Source organism: Flagellimonas olearia, from assembly GCF_004150225.1.
GTDB lineage: Bacteria > Bacteroidota > Bacteroidia > Flavobacteriales > Flavobacteriaceae > Flagellimonas > Flagellimonas olearia.
Window position 1 is genome coordinate 662,690 of record NZ_ML142908.1, and the last position, 21,248, is coordinate 683,937.

General features: G+C 40.1%; 20 protein-coding genes. All 20 read left to right on the forward strand.

Going from position 1 to position 21,248, the window contains the following annotated elements:
- Positions 1–157 precede the first annotated feature (157 nt).
- The 20 genes from DN53_RS08175 to DN53_RS08270 all read left to right on the forward strand — a co-directional run bounded on the left by DN53_RS08175 (position 158) and on the right by DN53_RS08270 (position 20,860).
- Positions 158–1,027, forward strand: coding sequence for a M23 family metallopeptidase (locus tag DN53_RS08175; RefSeq protein WP_116216671.1), 870 nt, complete (start codon positions 158–160; stop codon positions 1,025–1,027).
- Positions 1,028–2,524: a GH3 auxin-responsive promoter family protein gene (locus DN53_RS08180; protein WP_129653896.1), complete on the forward strand. Its 1,497-nt coding sequence runs from the start codon at positions 1,028–1,030 to the stop codon at positions 2,522–2,524. It abuts the gene before it with no gap.
- A 56-nt stretch (positions 2,525–2,580) separates the two neighbouring features.
- Positions 2,581–4,266, forward strand: a complete 1,686-nt coding sequence (locus tag DN53_RS08185; RefSeq protein WP_129653897.1) for a DUF6909 family protein — start codon at positions 2,581–2,583, stop codon at positions 4,264–4,266.
- 1 nt (position 4,267) lies between these two features.
- Positions 4,268–5,269, forward strand: coding sequence for a hypothetical protein (locus tag DN53_RS08190; RefSeq protein ID WP_129653898.1), 1,002 nt, complete (start codon positions 4,268–4,270; stop codon positions 5,267–5,269).
- Positions 5,270–5,282: 13 nt separating this feature from the next.
- Positions 5,283–6,059, forward strand: a complete 777-nt coding sequence (rfbD, locus tag DN53_RS08195) for a dTDP-4-dehydrorhamnose reductase (RefSeq protein WP_129653899.1) — start codon at positions 5,283–5,285, stop codon at positions 6,057–6,059.
- A 59-nt stretch (positions 6,060–6,118) separates the two neighbouring features.
- Positions 6,119–7,180: a dTDP-glucose 4,6-dehydratase gene (gene rfbB, locus DN53_RS08200; RefSeq protein ID WP_129653900.1), complete on the forward strand. Its 1,062-nt coding sequence runs from the start codon at positions 6,119–6,121 to the stop codon at positions 7,178–7,180.
- A 6-nt stretch (positions 7,181–7,186) separates the two neighbouring features.
- Positions 7,187–8,059, forward strand: coding sequence for a glucose-1-phosphate thymidylyltransferase RfbA (rfbA, locus tag DN53_RS08205; protein ID WP_129653901.1), 873 nt, complete (start codon positions 7,187–7,189; stop codon positions 8,057–8,059).
- Positions 8,056–8,592 carry a dTDP-4-dehydrorhamnose 3,5-epimerase gene (rfbC, locus tag DN53_RS08210; RefSeq protein ID WP_129653902.1) on the forward strand — a complete coding sequence of 179 codons (537 nt, stop codon included), beginning with the start codon at positions 8,056–8,058 and terminating at the stop codon, positions 8,590–8,592. Before rfbA ends, rfbC begins: the two co-directional genes overlap by 4 nt.
- 210 nt (positions 8,593–8,802) lie before the next feature.
- Positions 8,803–9,384 carry an acyltransferase gene (locus tag DN53_RS08215; protein WP_129653903.1) on the forward strand — a complete coding sequence of 194 codons (582 nt, stop codon included), beginning with the start codon at positions 8,803–8,805 and terminating at the stop codon, positions 9,382–9,384.
- Positions 9,381–10,475 (forward strand): DegT/DnrJ/EryC1/StrS family aminotransferase, encoded by a 1,095-nt coding sequence (locus DN53_RS08220; protein ID WP_129653904.1) that lies wholly within the window; start codon positions 9,381–9,383, stop codon positions 10,473–10,475. The genes DN53_RS08215 and DN53_RS08220 overlap by 4 nt, the downstream gene beginning before the upstream one ends.
- A complete protein-coding gene (locus DN53_RS08225) occupies positions 10,472–11,413 on the forward strand; it encodes a Gfo/Idh/MocA family protein (protein ID WP_129653905.1) in 942 nt (313 codons plus the stop codon). Before DN53_RS08220 ends, DN53_RS08225 begins: the two co-directional genes overlap by 4 nt.
- 8 nt (positions 11,414–11,421) lie before the next feature.
- Positions 11,422–12,702 (forward strand): lipopolysaccharide biosynthesis protein, encoded by a 1,281-nt coding sequence (locus tag DN53_RS08230; RefSeq protein WP_129653906.1) that lies wholly within the window; start codon positions 11,422–11,424, stop codon positions 12,700–12,702.
- Between the two features lies 1 nt (position 12,703).
- Entirely contained in the window at positions 12,704–13,216 is a 513-nt protein-coding gene (locus DN53_RS08235) for an acyltransferase (RefSeq protein ID WP_129653907.1), read from the forward strand.
- 6 nt (positions 13,217–13,222) lie between these two features.
- Positions 13,223–14,404 carry a hypothetical protein gene (locus tag DN53_RS08240; RefSeq protein WP_129653908.1) on the forward strand — a complete coding sequence of 394 codons (1,182 nt, stop codon included), beginning with the start codon at positions 13,223–13,225 and terminating at the stop codon, positions 14,402–14,404.
- Positions 14,405–14,414: 10 nt separating this feature from the next.
- Entirely contained in the window at positions 14,415–14,909 is a 495-nt protein-coding gene (locus DN53_RS18170; RefSeq protein ID WP_129653909.1) for an acyltransferase, read from the forward strand.
- A complete protein-coding gene (locus DN53_RS08250) occupies positions 14,909–16,297 on the forward strand; it encodes a polysaccharide deacetylase family protein (protein WP_129653910.1) in 1,389 nt (462 codons plus the stop codon). The genes DN53_RS18170 and DN53_RS08250 overlap by 1 nt, the downstream gene beginning before the upstream one ends.
- Before the next feature lie 65 nt (positions 16,298–16,362).
- On the forward strand, positions 16,363–17,475 hold the full coding sequence (locus tag DN53_RS08255) for a GumK N-terminal domain-containing glycosyltransferase (RefSeq protein ID WP_129653911.1): 1,113 nt from the start codon (positions 16,363–16,365) through the stop codon (positions 17,473–17,475).
- Between the two features lie 242 nt (positions 17,476–17,717).
- Positions 17,718–18,659: a hypothetical protein gene (locus tag DN53_RS08260; protein WP_129653912.1), complete on the forward strand. Its 942-nt coding sequence runs from the start codon at positions 17,718–17,720 to the stop codon at positions 18,657–18,659.
- Positions 18,660–18,972: 313 nt separating this feature from the next.
- Positions 18,973–19,803 (forward strand): O-antigen ligase family protein, encoded by an 831-nt coding sequence (locus tag DN53_RS08265; protein ID WP_165357312.1) that lies wholly within the window; start codon positions 18,973–18,975, stop codon positions 19,801–19,803.
- Between the two features lie 28 nt (positions 19,804–19,831).
- Positions 19,832–20,860 (forward strand): glycosyltransferase family 4 protein, encoded by a 1,029-nt coding sequence (locus tag DN53_RS08270; protein WP_165357314.1) that lies wholly within the window; start codon positions 19,832–19,834, stop codon positions 20,858–20,860.
- Positions 20,861–21,248: the final 388 nt, after the last annotated feature.

Below are 21,248 nucleotides of genomic sequence, written 5' to 3' on the forward strand. Positions count from 1 at the left end.
CCTTTAAAGTGAAACGTAAAATTACTAAAAAGAACTGTAAGAGCCATCGGATTAACGAAAATTAGCAAATGAGCATGATATTGTTAGCATTATAGCAGTTGCAGTATTTTAAAAAGCTTAACATCAAAATTAAAATGGAAGAGTATCTTTGTTGATCATGGCTAAAGACAAGAAGAAAAGAAAGGAGATCAAACGGAAGCTACTGCACAAGTATCGCTTGGTCATTCTCAATGAAAGCACCTTTGAGGAAAAGATTTCTTTCAAGCTCAGCAGGCTGAACGTATTTGTTACCGGGATGCTGTTCATCATTGTCCTGATAGGCCTTACCACACTCATTATTGCTTTTACCCCCCTTCGCGAGTACATCCCGGGGTATTCGTCAACCCGATTGAAGCGGCAGGCCACGGAACTGACTTATAAAACAGATTCTTTGGTGAATGTCCTGAATTATACCAATGGGTATTTGGAAAATGTCCGCAAGGTCCTGCGAGGTGACATTGAGAACAATGAAGCCAACAGGGATTCACTTTTTGAGCAATACAAGTTGGATCCCTCAACGGTTGACCTGACACCCATTCGTCAAGATCTATTGCTTCGGGAAGAAGTGGAGCTGGAAGACAAGTACAATCTTTTTGAGCGAAACATGGAAAATGTGGGCACGTTGCTCTTTTCCCCATTGAACGGAACGCTGTCCCAGACCTTTGACCCCAAGGCCAAGCATTTTGCGGTTGATGTATTGGGTCCCAAAGACTCCCCCATAAAATCCATTGCGGATGGAATTGTTCTCTTTGCGGAATGGACCTCTGAAACCGGATATGTAATCATAATAGAACATCAGGATGGAATTACGTCGGTCTATAAACATAATAGTTCGTTGAGTAAGTCCCAAGGCGATTTGGTCAAAGCTGGTGAGGTAATCGCAACGATTGGAAATACAGGGGAGCTGACCACGGGCCCCCACCTTCATTTTGAACTTTGGAGAAAGGGCAAGCCCGTTGACCCTTTGAACTATATCGATTTTGATTAAATGTCCTTAAAAGCATTTGCCGCAAAACTCTTTGCCAAGCGCATTGTCCGTAAAACTGCAAAATGGGCAAAGCATCCCGTACAAACCCAGAACAAGGTGTTCCAAGAGCTTGTTTCCCAAGCCGCCCAGACCCAATTTGGTAAGGATCACGGGTTTGGGACGATTATATCTCATCAAGATTTTTTGGATAAGGTTCCCGTTCGGGATTACGAAGAACTGAAACCATATGTCCAAAAAATACTGGATGGTCAAGATGATGTGCTCTGGCCGGGAAAACCCATCTATTTTGCCAAGACTTCGGGAACTACTTCTGGAGCAAAGTACATCCCCATTACCAAAGGATCCATCAAGCACCAAGTAGAAGCCTCCCGTAATGCCATATTGAGCTATATCCATGAAACTGGAAAGGCTGATTTTGTGGATGGAAAAATGATATTTCTCCAAGGAAGTCCCATTTTGGAGGAAAAAAACGGGATCAAACTGGGAAGGCTTTCTGGGATTTCCGCCCATTATGTGCCCAATTATCTGCAGAAGAACCGTTTGCCCAGTTGGGAAACCAACTGTATGGAGGATTGGGAGGCGAAAGTTGACAAGATTGTTGAGGAGACCGAAAATGAGAACATGACCGTTATTGCGGGCATTCCGTCTTGGGTACAAATGTATTTTGAAAAACTGAACACCAAGACCGGGAAAAAAGTTGGGGAACTCTTCAAAGCATTTCAGTTGTTCATTTATGGCGGGGTAAACTATGAACCCTACCGGGCCAAATTTGAGAATCTGATCGGGAGAAAGGTGGACAGTATTGAGTTGTTTCCAGCCAGCGAGGGTTTTTTTGCATATCAGGATTCACAAAAAGAAAGGGGTATGCTATTGCTCCTGGATTCTGGAATTTTCTACGAATTTATAAAGGCCGATGAATTTTTCTCCGAAAGCCCCAAGCGGTTGACCATAGCAGACGTAGCGTTGGATGTTGATTATGCCATGGTCATTTCCACAAATGCAGGCTTATGGGCCTATAACCTTGGGGATACCATTCGGTTTATTTCTAAAGACCCGTATCGAGTGATAGTTTCAGGTCGCATTAAGCATTTTATTTCGGCTTTTGGGGAACACGTGATTGCCAAGGAGGTGGAAGAGGCCCTTCGGTTGGCCGTTGAACAAACCGATGCCTTGGTAAATGAATTCACGGTGGCACCCCAAACAGACCCGGAGAACGGTGAGCTGCCCTATCATGAATGGTTCATAGAGTTTGAAAGGCAACCTTCGGACACCTCAAAGTTTTGTAAGATTATTGAAGAAAGTATGAGGAAGCAGAACAGTTACTATGACGACCTTATAACAGGTAATATTCTGCAGCCTTTAAAAATTGCCCGAGTACAACAAGGAGGTTTTCAGGAGTACATGAAGACCCTTGGTAAGCTTGGGGGTCAGAACAAGGTTCAGCGGCTTTCCAACGACAGAAAAGTGGCCAATGGACTGGAACCCTTCAAAATATAGATTCTGGGAAGCATGCAACTTTCGTGGGAATTCATGTATTTTTACCAGAATTCATTATGGCAACCGAAATAAAACAAACTACCAGGGCCCAGGAGTCCACCAATGCCATTGAGCGATTGTACATTACCATGCGACATTTGCTCAATAGGGGATTTTATAAACCTTCTGGGGTTTCGGGCAATGCACTCAGAAGCGCACTTTTACTATTAAGACCAGAAATATACGGTACCGTTGCGGAAGATAAAGCGGAGTTGAACGGCCTTATCTATGTTCTGGAACGATTGCCAAACGGTATTGAGGAATGTAGATTCATTAACCTTACTTCGGACGAGGGGTACTCCAAATCACATTTAGAACCTATAGTCCCTCCCAAACGGAGAAGAAACTGCTACCGGATTGACGAGGAGCAGATGAACATTGAGATTACACGGGGCCGTAGCGACATCTATGATATTCTTACCCATCTTACCTTTTTGTTCATCGAATCCGGGAAAATCTGTAAAAGAGTCTTGGTAGATGAAGGAAACGCCACCATTCGCGATTGGGACAAGCTGACCAGTTTTGTTTTAAGTGAAGAGAAAGGGGATGACGAACGTGAAGTGGCCTTGATCCATGCAGCCAATATTTTGGGAAGAACCTTTGATGAGGTTGTGGAAATCCAGAACAAACTGGCCACTCCTGAGAGTCCGGACCAATTCCTGAATGTGATTCATTGGCTGGGGAAATTGGCCATAGAGGAAGAAACCACGGGGAACAAGCGAACCATTACGTTTAGCCCGTTGCTCAGGGAACGATTGGGACATCATATTCACGGGGAGCGATGGGCAGACATGATAAAGCAGACCTTAAAAGACAATAACCTTCTAAATAGACCCCTTCACATCATAAGTGCTAATATGCACAGTGTTATGAATTCCCTTTTTGCCAAAAAAGCATTGGCAAAGGATTTTCCAAACACCAAATCATTGGAGGTTTTTGAAGCGTTGAGCGCAGCAAAAAACAAAAGCCTTAACAAAAAAGTGAAGTCGGCCGCCGAGAAAAATGGCATGCTATTTTTGGATGATACCTCTGGAGCGAATATAGACGTACAGATTTTCGACACTGCCAAATTTGGTATGGGCACTTGTTGCTATGATTTGCCCGAAGGTATTTTGGAAGAACAAAAACCAGTTATATTTGTGATGGACTATGCCTTTGGCGAGCAGGCGTATGAGACCATTGATGAACTGTTAAAACCTTTTGAACAAGGAGATCAAAAATGGTTTTTGAACGTGGACTCGGTTTCCATTATGGGCAAGGCCGGTATTTTGGAAGGGGGCAAGGGTGATTTGATGATTCCATCGGCACATATTTTTGAAGGAACGGCAGACAACTATCCGTTTCGCAATGAGTTGTGCGCCTCGGATTTTGAAGGAAACGGCCTAAAAGTTTTGGAGGGAGCCATGGTAACGGTTTTAGGGACATCCCTGCAAAACAAGGACATCCTTCGATTTTTTCATGAATCCACATGGAACGTAATAGGATTGGAAATGGAGGGGGTACATTACCAAAAGGCAATCCAATCCGCTTCCCAGATTAGGAAGAGCATAAAAAAGGATGTGAAAGTAAGATATGCCTATTATGCATCGGACAACCCCTTGGAGACAGGGAGCACCCTGGCCTCCGGAGGTTTGGGGACAACAGGGGTGAAACCCACTTATTTGATAACGGACAGGATTTTAAAACAAATATTCAATTCATAACATGGCGGACCAACCAGTAAATCAGAGTAATTCGGATGAAATAGATTTGAGGCAATTGCTTCAACTAGTTGAAAGGGGTTTCAATAAGCTTGGGACCATTTTTTTACGTCTTTTTCTGTATCTTAAAAAGAATGCCATAGTCCTTTTTGGACTCGTTATTTTAGGGGCAGCCATAGGATACGGTCTAAAGTTTATTTCAACTGAAAAGCTCAAGGTCGATGTCATTGTTCGACCCAATTTGCACAGCAAGGACTACTTATATGATGTAGTTTCGGAAATTGAGGCCAATATAAAGGTGCAAAATGAAGCTTTTTTCCAAGAATTGGGAATCTCAAGTGAAGACTTAAAAGGGTTTCAAATTTCAATAGAACCGGTTAAAAAAGATGTTGAGAAAGACACCAAGAAAGAACTACAATATCTGGAAGTCTTGCAAAAGCTTGAAAAAACTGATTTGATATCGGACATTCTGCGGGAAGAAGTGCTCAACCAAACAGAATTCAACCATAGAATAACCTTTCAATATAAGAACATTGGGGGCGAAAAGATTGCCAAGAAACTAATGGACTATATAAATTCCAATGACTATTTCAAGGAACTTGTGGTAATTCAAGCCACCAATTCAAAGGAAAGGATTCGGAAAAATGAGGTTTTGATTGCCCAAATAGACACCATAATTCAAAATTATTCAACAAATCTAACCAAACAGCAAGGTACACTTGGTTCAGGTCAGGTGGTGTTTCAAAATGAAGAAAGGGTGAATATAGCAGCTCTTTTGAGTTTAAAGACGGAGTTGATAAAGGATATTGAAGACAGAAAGATTGAACTTTCAGAACTTACCAATCCAATTGGCATAATAAATTTTGGAACCCCGCATCAGGTCAGCAAAGCATTTTTTAGCAAGAAGATAATCCTTATTCCCATTATTCTGCTGGTAGGTTTCTTTTTGTTTTCCTTTCTTCAATACCTTAATAAAAAGGCGACCGAAATGGAAGCAAGAGAGTAGAGGCCTCAAAAAAATGAAAAATATTGTTGTTACCGGTTCGGACGGGCAATTGGGGAGAACGCTCAAGGAATTTGCACAAAAAGCAAAAAACACGCTTTTTGATTTTAAGACTTCAGCGGATCTGGACATAACCAATGAGCAACTAGTTTCCGACCTTTTCAAAAATCAAGAATACCGATACTGTATCAACTGTGCGGCTTACACCAATGTAGAGCAGGCCGAGAAGAATCCGGATGCCGCATATCGGGTAAACTCTGTGGGCGTCAAAAATTTGGCATATTCCTGTGATGCCTATGGCATAACATTGATTCATATTTCAACAGATTATGTTTTTGATGGTGAGAAGGAAACCCCCTATTCCGTTGAAGATGAACCCAACCCCATCAATGTGTATGGCAAGTCCAAATTAAAGGGGGAAGAATATATCCGAAAGACTTTACCCAACCATTTCATTGTTAGGACATCTTGGCTTTATAGCAAAAAGTACGGGCACAATTTTTATAGGACCATTCTGCGGAAGGCATTGGAAGGCGATGATCTTCGTGTGACCGATGATCAAAAAGGCTGTCCTACAAACACAGAGACGTTGGCCAAATTCATCTTAGATGAAATCATAGAAGGAAAGAAGCCGTATGGCACTTATCATTGCACTGATGGTGTGCCCATGACCTGGTACGATTTTGCCCAAAAGATATTGAACGAAAATGGGTTGAGTGACAAGGCCAACCTTGTATTGGATAGGAATTATCGTACTTTCGCAAAAAGACCAAAGAACAGTGTTCTGTCTTAGCCAAAGGTTGGCTCTTGGTGCACTATGGCACTAAAAAGGCTTATGTTAAATACGCTTTAATGAAAAAGTATGCCCAAAAGGACATATTGATTACGGGAGGAGCTGGCTTTATTGGATCCCATGTGGTACGACGGTTTGTTGAAACCTATAAAGAATATCACATCCACAACCTTGATGCCCTGACCTATGCGGGAAATCTTGAAAACCTACGGGATATTGAAACGGCTCCCAACTACTCTTTTATCAAAGGAGATATTTCCGATACTGATTTTATAAGCCAACTATTTTCGCAGAAGAAATTTGATGGGGTGATCCATTTGGCAGCGGAATCGCATGTGGATCGTTCCATAACCGACCCATTGTCGTTCGTAAAAACGAATGTGTTGGGTACGGTCAACCTGTTGAACGCCTCATTGGATTTGGCCAAAAAAAATTCTGATTTTCGGTTTTATCACATTAGCACGGATGAGGTCTATGGCGCTTTGAGCGACACCGGACTCTTTACGGAGACCACACCTTATAGCCCAAATTCCCCATATTCGGCATCAAAAGCAAGTTCAGACCATTTTGTGAGAGCCTATGGGGAAACCTACGGATTGCCTTACGTGATATCCAATTGTTCCAACAACTATGGGCCCAACCACTTTCCCGAGAAACTGATTCCCCTGTTCATTAACAATATCATCCATAATAAGCCACTGCCTATTTATGGCGATGGCAACTATACTAGAGATTGGTTATATGTAAAAGATCATGCAGCAGCCATTGACTTGGTTTTTCACGAAGGGAAAAAAGGGGAAACCTATAACATTGGCGGGTTTAATGAATGGAAAAACATTGATTTGGCAAAATTACTTTGCCAATTGATGGATGTAAAGCTGAAACGAGCCGATGGAAGTTCAGAAAAACTCATCACTTTTGTGAAGGATCGTCCGGGCCATGATCTGCGCTATGCGATAGATGCCGCCAAGATCCATGAAGAATTGGGCTGGGAACCTTCGGTTACTTTTGAGGAAGGACTTGCATTGACCATAGATTGGTACTTGAACAACCAGGAATGGCTGGAGCATGTAACTTCGGGCGATTACACAGCATATTATGAAAAACAATATCAACAATAAGGCAGCATGAAAGGAATTGTTTTGGCTGGCGGAACAGGTACCAGATTGCACCCATTGACCCTTTCGGTGAGCAAGCAACTGATGCCCATTTATGACAAGCCCATGATTTATTATCCCTTGTCCACCTTACTGTATTCCGGTATTAGGGAGATATTGATCATATCAACCCCAAAAGACCTTCCTCTTTTTCAAGAACTATTGGGCGATGGAAAAAGATATGGCTGCTCCTTTTCTTATGCCATACAGGAAGAACCCAACGGATTGGCAGAGGCATTTATCATTGGAGAGGATTTTATTGGAGAAGACAAGGTGGCCTTGATTCTTGGCGATAACATTTTCTATGGAACGGGGCTTTCAAAATTATTACAATCCAATAATGATCCAGAAGGAGGGATTATCTATGCATACCAAGTAAATGACCCACAACGGTATGGTGTAGTGGAATTTGATGAGGAAGGAAAGGCCATCAGTATTGAGGAAAAACCCCAGAATCCCAAATCCAATTATGCGGTTCCGGGTATTTATTTTTTTGACAACGAAGTAGTTTCGATAGCCAAGAACATCAAGCCCAGTGCCAGAGGCGAACTGGAGATTACCGATGTGAACAAAGAATATCTTAAGCGAGGTAAGCTCCGCGTAAGTATTTTGGACAGGGGTACCGCTTGGCTGGACACAGGAACCTTTCAGGCCTTGATGCAAGCTTCACAATTTGTCGAGGTAATCGAAGAACGTCAGGGATCTATAATCGGATCCATTGAGGTAGCGGCCTATGAAATGGGATATATCAACAGAAAACAGTTTGAGGGATTGGCCCAACCTTTGATAAAAAGCGGTTATGGAAAAAGATTGTTGGGCATACTGAACAAAGAAAGAGGATGAAAGTAACGGAGACCCAACTTCAAGGATGTTTTGTCCTTGAACCCAAAATTTTTGAGGATGACAGAGGCTTCTTTTATGAAAGCTACAGCCATAAGTCTTTTAGCGAAGCCATTGGAAGGGAAGTAATTTTTGTCCAAGACAATTTTTCTTTTTCCAAAAAAGGCGTTTTAAGGGGGTTACACTATCAAAAAGGAGAATATGCCCAGGCCAAATTGGTCTCTGTGTTGGAGGGCAAGGTGCAGGATGTGGTTGTGGATATTCGTAAGGACTCCCCAACGTATGGCCAGCACATATCCATTGAGCTGAGCAGTGAAAATAAAAGACAACTGTTTGTTCCAAGAGGTTTTGCCCATGGGTTTTTGGTGCTTAGTGAAACCGCCCGTTTTTTTTATAAATGCGATAATTATTATAACAAAGAGTCGGAGGAGGGAATACGATATGATGATGAAACCTTGGGCATTGACTGGGGCATTTCCATGGACCATCTTATTTTATCCGAAAGAGATAGGTCACTTCCCCCGATAAAGACCTGATAATATAGTGGAAAGGCTATATGCTAAAATTAATTACTGCGTATGGGTACATCCAAGTTTTTGGGATTAAACATTTTCCGAAGGGTTTCGGACGGCAAAATCCTACAGAATTGTTTTAGATTTGTACATATGGGTAAAATATGACCCCTGTTGAAAGGTGTTTAATGAATAAAAAACCAAGACCAAGAACATACGCTTCAAATAATTTTAATGGATAAAACATCTCCTTTTTTCTCGCATGAAACTGCCGTAATAGACGACGGTTGCGTAATAGGCAAGGGAACTAAAATATGGCATTTCTCACACATTATGCCCAATTGTACAATAGGTGAATCCTGCAATATTGGCCAGAATGTTGTGGTTTCGCCAGAGGTAGTTTTGGGAAATAACGTAAAGGTTCAGAACAATGTGTCCATCTATACAGGGGTAGTTTGTGAAGATGATGTTTTTTTAGGTCCTTCCATGGTTTTTACCAACGTAATCAATCCACGAAGCGCCATCAATAGAAGAAACGAGTATATGAAGACCACCGTTAAAAAGGGTGCCACAATAGGGGCCAACGCTACTGTGGTTTGCGGAAACGATATAGGAGAATTTGCATTGATAGGAGCTGGTGCAGTGGTCACAAAGGCGGTCCCTCCCTATGCTCTATTGGTGGGCAATCCGGCCAAGCAGATAGGTTGGGTAAGTGAATATGGTCATCGCTTAAATTTTGATGAAACTGGGACCGCGGTTTGTTCGGAAAGCAACGAAAAATATATTCTAGAACACAATAAGGTCAGAAAAATATGAACATAGATTTTGCCAATCTTACAAAGGCTTTTAAGGAACATGAGGAGGAATTTAAGAGGGTTTCCCTTGAAGTCATGTCATCGGCGCATTATATTTTAGGGAAGGAGACCGAAGAATTTGAAAAAGGCTTGGCGGAATTTACAGGGAATACCTATGCACTTGGCTGTTCCTCGGGTACCGACGCACTTCTTTTGGCCATGATGGCCATGGGACTAAAACCAGGGGATGAGGTAATAACAACTCCTTTTACTTTTATAGCTACGGCAGAGACCATTGCTTGCCTTGGTGCAAGGCCAGTTTTTGTCGATATAGACGAAGAAACGTACAACATTGATGTTGGTAAGATAGAACAGGCCATCACCAAGCACACAAAAGCCATTATGCCCGTATCCCTCTATGGGCAAATGTCTGATATGGATGAGATCAATGGAATTGCAGAAAAGTATGGTTTGGCGGTGATTGAAGATGCTGCCCAAAGTTTTGGGGCAACCTACAACGGAAAGAGAAGCTGCAATGTCTCGACCTTTGGGTGTACCAGCTTTTTTCCAGCCAAGCCTTTGGGCTGTTTTGGGGACGGGGGCGCCATCTTTGCCTCGAATGAGGAGGATTATCAGAAAATTAAAGCCATGCGCGTACATGGCCAAGTAAAACGATATACCCACCACTATATTGGAATGGGGGGACGATTGGACAATTTACAGGCCGCAATCTTAAATGTAAAGCTGAAAACCTATGAAAAGGATATAGAGAGAAGGCAGAAGGTTGCCGAGAGCTACTCCAAAAAAATTGATGATAAGATCATCAAACCTTTTGTAAAGGAAGATAGAACATCAGTATGGGCACAATATACCATACGGGTGCAAGAAAGGGATAGAATCCAACAGGAATTACAAAAACATGGAATACCAACGGCGGTACATTATCCAATCCCCATGCATCTTCAAAAATGTTTTGACTATTTAGGATATAAAAAGGGGGATTTCCCAATATCCGAAAAATGTGCCGAAGAGGTGATGAGCCTTCCCATGAACCCTTATTTAGAAAACACAGAAGTTGAATATATAACATCAAAACTCAATACACTATTATGAAGAACTTTGCATTGGTAGGAGCAGCAGGATATATAGCCCCAAGGCATATGAAGGCAATAAAGGATACCGGAAACAATTTATTGGCCGCCTTTGACAAAGGAGATAGTGTTGGTATTATTGATTCCTATTTTCCCGATGCGGACTTTTTTGTGGAGTTCGAGCGTTTTGATCGACATATAGAAAAGCTCAAATACGATAAAAATGTTTTTTTGGATTATGTGAGTATATGCTCGCCAAACTATCTGCACGATGCCCATATTCGTTTTGCTCTGCGGAGTGGGGCGGATGCCATATGTGAAAAGCCCTTGGTGCTGAACCCATGGAACATAGATAAACTCAAGAAAGTAGAAGAGAACACTGGTAAGAAGGTTTATAACATCCTTCAACTAAGGGTCCATCCCAGCATAATTGCCTTACGCGAAAAAGTAGCCCAAGCAGATAAAAAAACAAAATTCGATGTGGACCTCACTTACTTGACATCGAGGGGGCATTGGTACCAGACCAGCTGGAAAGGAGATGTAAGTAAGTCAGGAGGCATAGCCACAAACATAGGAGTGCATTTTTACGATATGCTCTCTTGGATATTTGGTGATGTGCAGGAGAATGTGGTCCATATTCACGAAAAGGATAGAGCTGCTGGGTATTTGGAGTTTGAAAATGCAAGGGTCAGGTGGTTTCTTTCCATTAACTCAAAGTATCTTCCTCAAGAGATCAAGGAAAAGGGGCAAACAACCTTTAGGTCTATAACCATTAATGGGGATGAACTGGAATTTAGTGGCGGTTTCACGGATTTGCACACTATGGTCTATAAAGATATATTGGAAGGAAAAGGATATGGCCTTGAAGCTGCAAGGACTGCTATTGAGATTGTCCATGATATAAGAAACGTACAACCAATAGGTTTGAAGGGTGAATACCATAGTTTTTTGGACAACTAAATTAGGATGTGGGAAAACTAAAGACTTTTATTGAGGAGATAAAATCCTCTGAGTTTTTTAAAAACGTTTTTATTTTATCATCGGGAACTGCTTTGGCCCAGTTGATTCCTGTGATGATTGCACCCATTTTGTCAAGAATATATTCCCCTGAAGAGTTTGGACGATTGGCTCTTTATTTGGCAATAATCCAAATTTTGGGCTCTTTGTCAACAGGTAGGTATGAATTGGCGATTCTTTTGCCCAAAGAAGAAAAAAGGGGGGTTCAGTTGACATTAATTTCCATTTTTTTTACTGTTGTTGTTTCCTTTATTTCACTTATTGTGGTTTTAGTATATAATACAGAGTTGGCAGTTTTACTTGGGGACCCTAAACTTGATGTTTGGCTCTACCTGGTGCCAGTGAGTGTGTTGATGGTAGGGGTCTTTAATGCACTGAATTACTACAATACGCGAGTCAAAAAATTTAAAAATATTGCAAGAGCCAACATTTATAAATCCTCTGGAGGAGGTGTGGTGCAATTGGTTTTGGGAGGGTTAAAACTGACTTCCGGAGGCTTGATTTTAGGGCAGACACTATCTCATTTTTTTGGAAACATAAGGCTCTCAAAAACACTCCTTGAGAACAAAAAGACAATTCTTGACAGTAAAATACCAGAACTCAAAGATTTGGCAAAACGATATATAGATTTTCCCAAGTTTTCAATGTGGGGAATTTTTTTAAATTCATTGTCGGCCAATGTAATTAATATGTTTGTTTCCAGGGTATTTTCACTAAGTACAGTGGGCTTCTATTCTCTGGCTTATCGTTATCTGGGATTGCCATCTACATTGGTTGGAAATGCATTTTCCCAGGTTTATATGGTTGAAGCTTCCGAAAGTAGAAGGAAAAAGGGTAATGCAAAAGAGGAGTTTTTGGGAGTTTTGAAAAAACTAAGCGTTGTCAGCCTTTTATTTTTGATCATTGGAGTGTTCTTTGTAGAAGAGGTATTTGTCATAGTATTTGGTGAAGAATGGAGATTTTCCGGAAAGTATGCTAGAATTTTGATTCCCTTGTTTGCCATTAGGTTGGTTGTGACTGCCTTGAGTGTAACTTTCAGTGTTTTTGAAAAGCAAAGAGAATCCTTGATTTGGAATATTATACTGGTGGCGGCAAGCATATTTGCGATGATAATTTCATATTTATGTAATATGGAAATGACATTATTTCTGTATCTATATTCAGGTACACTTTCCGTTTTTTACTTAGTATTGCTGTATAGGGCCTATAAAATCAGTAAGGGAACAAATTAGGATGGGATTTATATTCAAAATCATAAGGAAGATAAAATATATTGGAATTAAGAACAGCATTTATTATTTCTTTTTCCAACGAATATTAAGGATAAATTCACATGTTCCTTGGCCCGTGCACCATGCATCGGTGGTTAGCTACCCAGAGCGAATAAAAAGAGAATTTTGGCGTCCTTATCCTGGATACCTTTCGGGGCAATATTTTCAAGCAAAAAATGGAATTGTAATAGGCAAAAATGTTAGGTTGGGACCGGGAGTAAAAGTTATATCAGCAAGTCATAATGTAGATAATTATGACATACATGACGATGCCAAACCAATAATAATCGGGAACAACTGTTGGTTGGCGGCAAATGTGGTTATTTTACCAGGAGTAGAGCTTGGAAATCATATTGTGGTTGCTGCCGGGGCGGTTGTGAATAAAAGTTTCCCTGAGGGCGACTGTGTCATTGGTGGTGTGCCTGCCAAAATCATAAAGAAATTAGGACCCTACAAAGGTGATTCATCTTGGTAATTTAAAATGAGAAAAAACTGTGCTGTTGTTTTAGGAGGCTACGTCAATGGATATTCTATAGCTCAAGAGCTTTATGAAATGGGGTCGGGGCCACTGGTATTGGTTCAATATAACAATCAGATAGCAAGATTTAGCAATAAGTTTTGTAAAAAGGTGACCGTCAATAAATCACCGGATTCTTTGCTCCTGGAATTAGAGCGGTTGAATGAACTATATGGTTATTTGGTATTGTTCCCAACAGATGATTTATTTATTGAAAACTTGTTCAAAATTAAGGAAAAAATCAAGGGTTTTGCATTTTTGCCATTCAATCCTGAAAACATTTCCGCTTGTAGCAATAAGGCAGTACAATATGATTTTTGTGAGAAACTTGGAATTCCCTACCCCAAATCGTTGGAGCTAAAAGCCCGTCATGATATTTCTAAATTGGAACAAGAATTACGTTTTCCAATAATCATTAAGCCAAACAAGAGAGAAGATCTAAAGATTGACCTTTTTAGGTCCATTCTCATTTCTTCCAAAAAAGAAATTGAGTCGCATAGATTCCGCCTTGAAGAGTTTTATGGGAAAGGTGTCTCTTTTTTGGCTTCAGAAGTTGTTCCTGGTAGCTCAAACGGAAACATTTATGCTTATGTGGGGTATAGGTCTCCCAGAACAAAAACTATTTTAAATGAATGGATTGGCAGGAAATTGACTCAATATCCTGATGATTATGGGGTTTTCTCCTCTGCTTCAAATGAAGCTCCGGAAATTGTCAGGGAACAAGGACAAAGGCTATTGAACGGAATGGATTTACATGGCATATGCGAACCCGAATTTAAATATGATCCCAGAGATGGCGACTATAAGTTGATGGAAATTAACCTTAGGTCAATGATGTGGCATAGAGTGGGCAATTTATCGGGTGTTTTTCTTCAACAAACACAATGGCTGGATGCGTTGGGCGAGACTGTGCCTAAGTATGAGCAGACAAATAAAGAGGTTCATTTTTCATACCTTAAGCATGAGGTAGTAAATTTGATTTTAAGAAAAGGCTATTTAAGATTTTTCAAGAACAACCTTTTTAAAGGAGATATCAATGGATTGGCACTATATGAAAAAGGCGATATGAAACCATTTTATATAGATCAGTTCTATACATTGATTACGTTGCTTAGAAAATTGGCAAAAAAAATTCTAGGTAGATAAATAACAGGGTATGCCCAAAAACTTTAAAAACAGAATAAGATTAGTTGTTAAAAGGAGGTTGTTAAGACTAAAGAATGTCAAGATATATAACAACACGGTCTTTTCAAATATTGTTTTCAATGGAAGAGCAACCATAGAGCCTTATTGTAGATTAGTGGGGGACCCTAAAATAGTGGTGGGAAATGGCTTTTATATGAATGCCAATTGTCATATTCTTGGTGATATCACTTTTGGAGATAATGTTATGTTGGGTCCAAAAGTAGTGATTTGGGGAAGGGACCATGGCATGGAAATGGGTATGCCAATGAACCAGCAAACGCACTTAAACAAGCCTGTTGAAATAGGGAGCGATGTGTGGATTGGAGCTGGAGCAATCATTCTCAAGGGGGTGAAAATTGGTGATGGGGCTGTTATTGGGGCGGGTTCTGTGGTTACCAAAGATGTGGATGAATATGCCATTGTTGTTGGGAACCCTGCAAGAGAAATCAAAAAAAGGACGGACTAGTGCTTAATATTTATACTTCTGCCAACTGTGCTAGCGAGAAAAAATATATTTTCGACCAGATACTGGGAAGATTCCTAGGTGTTTCTTTTCAGGTACATTATTCTGAAATGTCCGGAAGCATTAAGGTTTCGATGGAAGGTAGAGCTGGTGAGCTGGAAATAAATGATGTTTTTTTCTTCCAATTTGAAAATAAGGTTAGATGGTTGTCTCAAGAATCCTTGCCATTGTTGCCCCTGAAAATCTTGGAAAGAAGGAATATCCCAATCCTTTATGGAAATGATAAAATTGATGAAAGCAGAGAATCCTTTCATATAGGTATTGACCTTTTTGGCTCATGTTTTTTTATGCTTTCGAGATATGAGGAATTGGTAGTAAATGAAAAAGACACCCATGGGCGCTTCCCAGCTAGGGCGTCTGTAGCATATAAGGGAGGATTTTTGGATAGGCCTATTGTAGATGAATACATAGAGGTACTATGGTTTTATATGAAGAAATTATGGCCAAGTTTAGAGCGCAAAGCACTTAAACCAAACTATTTTGTTAGCTGCGATGTGGATTTTATTCAGGATAGAGGAGTGAGGTTTCCCGGAATAATCAACAGACTTGGGGGGGATTTAATAAAAAGGAAATCATTTAAACAGTTCTTAGGTTCCTTAAAACTATTTTACACGGTGTCCATTTTAAAAAATAAAACTCAAGACCCATTCAATACTTTTAATTTCATGATGGATGTATGTGAAAGTAATAATTTAAAAATGGCTTTCTATTTCATACCCCGAAACAATAAATTGCCCATAGATGGAGATTATGATATTGAAAGTGATGAGATCTTGGAATTAATGCGTAATATTATAGCTAGAGGTCACGAGGTAGGATATCATGCTAGCTATTACTCCTATTCTGATTTGGAGGTGACCAGAAAAGAAGTTGCACTTTTAAGAAAGGTCTTTAAAAAAGCGGGGGGTAATCCCGAGGATATAAAGGGAGGAAGGCAACATTACCTACGCTGGGAAACCGGAATTACTGAAAAAAATTGGGAAACTGTAGGCCTCGAATATGATTCGACTTTAGGGTTTGCCGAAACAGTTGGTTTTAGGTGCGGAACGGGCCAAGAGTATAATTTTTATGATTCACACGAAAGGAAACCCATGAAGCTGAGAATACGCCCATTATTGGCAATGGAAGTTTCAGTATTCAACTTAAACTATATGGGCTTAAGCCATGAGGAAGCTTTTTTGATTATTGAAAAGACAAAGAACACTACAGAAAAATATCGCCATGACTTCTCCTTACTTTGGCACAATTCTTCATTTAATTTAAAAAAAGACTTTGAGTTATATCAGAAATTGCTCTTTTTGAAAGGAGCACCGAATATCGATGCTTCGTGAGATGAGTTTAACAACATAGTCAAGCCTAAAGGTTAGTAGTGACGAATTAAACATTTTAAGGCCAATTGAAAAAAATAATACTTGTATCAGGGCATTTGTTTGAATCCAAAAGAAGGGCAGGGTTTCACCTAATTGCGGAATCTTTGGGCAAGATGGGCCATGAAGTGATTTTTGTAACCGCCCCGTATAGCAAATTGTTCAAGCTTAAGAAGCACTATTTCAATGAGCTACAGGTAAAAAAGTGCCAGTTGGTCCCACAAGGGAACAACATATCCTCCTATGTTCACGCCACTCCTTTTCATATAGCCAATCTTAGAAAAAAAGCGCTGAATAAAATGTCGGCCAAGCTTTATGGGGTATATCAAAAATTCTCCATCGCAAAAGAGTTGGAGCAAAAAGTAGCACAAGGAGATATACTCATATTTGAGTCTACTCCAGGGTTGTTCCTTTTGGATAAGTTTAAAAAGATCAACCCTAACGCCAAGTACGTTTATCGTGTATCGGACGATCTGGAGCTTTTGGGAGTGCACCCGTCTTTGATCAATTATGAGGAAGAGGTCTTGTCTAAATTCAGTTTGATAAGTGTCCCAAGCCAATACATTTATGATAAAATATTGGGAAAATTGGCCCAAGGGAAAGAAAACCTTAAACTTCAGTACCACGGAATAAAAAAAGCATTATATGATGCAGAGCACGATAATCCTTACCAAAAGGGAACGGTTAATGCTGTTTTCATTGGGGTCTCCAGGTTTGACTATAGCTTTCTGGAGAAGGCTTCTGTGTTGCGTAGTGATATTTTGTTTCACATCATTGGGCCCATAGAGCCCAAGGTTAAAGGTGACAACATTATATATTATGGTGAAATGCCATTTGAAGATACCGTACCCTATGTTAAACATGCCGATATTGGAATGCACACCTTGAGCTATTCCGAAGGGGCAGAATCTTTTTCAGATAGTTTAAAGGTTCACCAATATACTTATTGTGGCCTACCCATTGTTGCCCCAACGTTTTTGGAGACTAAAAGAAAAAATTCATTTTATTATTCCCCAGAGTTTCCAGAATCCATCGAGAAAGCCCTTGGGCAATGTATTGCTTACAACACGAACAGACTTGATTTAAAAAATGAGGTTTTGTCCTGGGAACAACTGGTCAATGAGATATTGAATGAAATATGAAATTGAAGATTAGGCACTTAATATCGTCTCCTTTTATCGCCACTGCGGCGTATCTCTTCTTTGTTTATGTGCCTTATTTGTATCCAACATTTCATTTTCCTTTTGAAAAAGTTTATGGGTTTTGGGAGCACACCTTGGTTTGTCTAGTGCTTTTTACACTTATTCTTGTGGCAAGGCTTCTGGCACACTATCCACATCTTAAGTTGCCCAAATTTGAGTCATCAAAAATAGTTGTCCCTAAAGTGTCAAAAGCATGGTTCTATATAGCCACACTTTTCCTCTTGGCCTCCTTTTTCATGAATGTCTTGATGGACATAAACGCCATGTCGTCCTATACGGGCAACCTTAGTTCATCAAAAAAATCGCTGGAAGATTTTGGAGGCATCAATATAATTTCCCAGTTATGTTTATTTTTTGTGGTTCCCTACTTGATCTATATAGAACAGAATAAACGTCGATGGGGGTATCTGTTTTTGGGATTATTGCTTTTATCCGTGATGGTTAGGTCCTACTTTATGGCCGAGCGTTTGGCCGCCTTGGAGCTTTTGATTCCAATAGTGATAACTTTCGTTACCATCAAGGGGACTAAGGTGTTGCTAACCAAATTACTAAAGTACTTTTTTATCCTATTGGGCTTTTTTGTCTTATTTGAGCTTACCAGACAATTTAGAAACCAGTACAAGGACGAAGCCGTGGATTTGGGCTTTAAGGTTTCATGGACCGTTGAGCGGTTTTTTGACTATTATGGAGACACCCAGAACAAGTTTTACTATGCCCTGGAAAATGACATGTCCTTTACAAGTACATCCTATCTGGATTGGGGAGGTAGAATATTGAAAAGAGTGGGATTGGACGTCACTAAGCAAACGGACAAGATTGATTATGGGGAATACGTTTGGAAGGATTTTACGAACAAGGGCGGTCTGGCCATGATTTATACAGACTTTGGCCTTTTGATGGGAATAGGATTTTTTGTATGTTACTTTACCAGTTTCTTTGTCTTATGGTTTAAACTTAAAAAAGGAAGCTTATATGCCTGGAGTATATATCCATTTTTTTTCGTTTGGATAATTGAACTTGCTAGATACAATCCTATTTTTTTGACTAGATTTTTAGTGCCTTTTATGGTTTTCAATGCGATGTACTTATTTTATGAAGGAGCGAAGAACATTAAGGTGCAATAAAGAATGGTTGCATAAATATCATTTGGCACTGTTATCAGTGGTAATGGTAACGGTACCTTTTTTTAATGGAATAAATTCAATAGCAATAGGCGTATACGCTGGGTTTGTATTTTTCTGTTCTGGAATAAGGGTCCGTAAAAGCTTGCCGGAAATAATCTTGGTGGTTGCCGTTGGCGCCTTTTTTTTGTTAACGATCCTAGATCCAAGGGGCTTTTTTTTGGATGCGGGTAAGCATCTGGGGTTTTTGCTCCGCCTTTTACCGTTGTTCTTGATTCCCATTGCATACAGTAGCTGGTCAGGGAAAAGGATTTCGATGGAAGAAATTACAATGATACTTACTGTTTCCTCGCTTTGCGCAATGATTTTTGGAACCTACACGGCGATAGAGTTCTATACAAGACCCGAAGAACATTTTTCATTCATTCATTTGCCTCACACCATCACGGGCAAGTACCACTCTGTTTATTTTTCTATACAACTGGGGATAAATGTGTTATTGGCCGCTTTTAGTTTTAAGAGAACCAAATCATATTACTATTTGTTGATTGCCATAGTTCTGTTTGTATTCATGACCTTGTTGGGAAAAAGAATGGCATTGTTGGCCCTCTGCGCATTGGCGTTGCTTTTCGTGTTGCGAAATCTTAATTTGAAGGCTATACTTGTTTTCCTGTTTTCTATAGGGATAGCCGGTGCGGTATACCTTTATTCGCCATACAACCGATGGAGGATGGAACAGTTTGATTCCAATGGGGAAGGGAGCGAAAGAATGATTATGATGACGGAATCGATGAACATCATAAAAGACCATTTTTTTGTGGGGGTAAGTCCAATTGGGGTTTCCTCTGAATTGGAGAAAAAATATTCGGAAAGGGGAATCGCAACACCTTTTTATTCAAATAACCCCCATGACCTACCGCTTTATGTCTTCATGGCCTTTGGTCTTTTCGGATTTTTAACCTACTATATTCTTCAACTGATGCTCTTGGTAGTCGGAATTAGGGGAAATAAAACGGCATTCATTTATGTTCTTTTGTTCTTTTTGGCGGTTTCGGTGTCAGAAACAATACTCATAAGACAAAATGGAATCGTGCTTTATGCATTTATCTTACCAATAATTTTTTATGAAGGAAGAAAGGACACTTAAGAGGCCAATAATTGTTAACGCACGATTTTTGACACAATCGGTAACCGGTGTCCAACGTTTCGCCATTGAGGTGTCAAAGCGCCTCAAGCGTATGGGTGTCCCACTGATTTTTGTAAGTCCGGAAGACATAAAGAACCCAGGAGTTGCCAAAGAATTGGAGGTGAAGATCATTGGGCCATTTCGCGGACATTTGTGGGAACAGGTCACTTTGCAACTTTACACAAAGTTAAAGGGAGGTACTCTAGTTTCCTTTTGCAATACGGCTCCATTATTTATTAAGGACCAAATAGTCACTGTACACGATTTATCTTTTTTAAGACACCCGGATTGGTTTTCCAAACGCTTTTCCATTGTTTACTCCTTTTTGGTGCCCAGAATCATAAAAAGGGCGAAGAGGGTTTTAACGGTGAGTGAGTTTTCAAAAAAAGAGATAGTAGATCTTATCAAGGTAGAGGAAAGCAAGATAGAGGTGGTATATAATGGGATTACTGGTTTTACCATCCAAGATGAACCATTGGACAGCACGGAATATGGGCATTTGTTGAAAGAAGCCTATATTTTGACTGTTTCTTCCCATCACCCAAGAAAGAACTTTAAAAACTTGATCAAGGCCTTTAGCTTAATGGAAAACCCTTCGTTAAAACTCTATGTGATTGGGGATTTCAACAAGAATTATTCGAACGTTGATATACCTAATACGTGGCTTAAAAACGTGGTTTTTTTGGAAAATATTGGGGACCAGGATTTGGTCAGGTTCTATCAAAATGCAAAACTGTTTGTATATCCGAGTTTCTATGAAGGGTTTGGGATACCCATTATCGAGGCAATTTCTATGGAAACCATGTGCGCGGTATCCGATATACCCGTTTTTACTGAGTTGTTTGAAAACAGTGTACACTATTTTGATCCTACCTCAAAGGAATCCATTGCCAACAGTATCCAATATGCCTTGTCCAACCCAAAGAGCATTTCAGAACTACAGGAAGTGCGGGAAACTATTTTAAAGAAATTCTCATGGGATAAATCCGCCAAAAAAGTAATGGAACAATTCAATTGAAACAAAATAGATAAAACCCCGGGATATTTTTGACCAAGTAATGGGACTATTTTTTTGTGAAAATTATGGTTTGGCTATTATTTAGGATAAGGAACTTGCTATGGAGGGTTAAATTACCGTTATTGCCAACAGTTCTGGGTTAGGTCGTCCAAATAGGCTTTGGCCTCAATGTGTTTAAAAAAAAGGGTTCCATGCCATGTTATTTCGGGAACAATGGTCTTTTTCAAAAAAAACCTTTTGGATGAATTGGTTAAAGCTAGTTGATTGAGGGGGGGTATGAGTTTTCGTCTTTGAATTTATAGGAGACCGTTCAGGACATGGGTATTATTGAAATTTTACAAGGTTATTTTGGTACGGCCTCCATCTCACCATGGTTGTTCGTAAAACA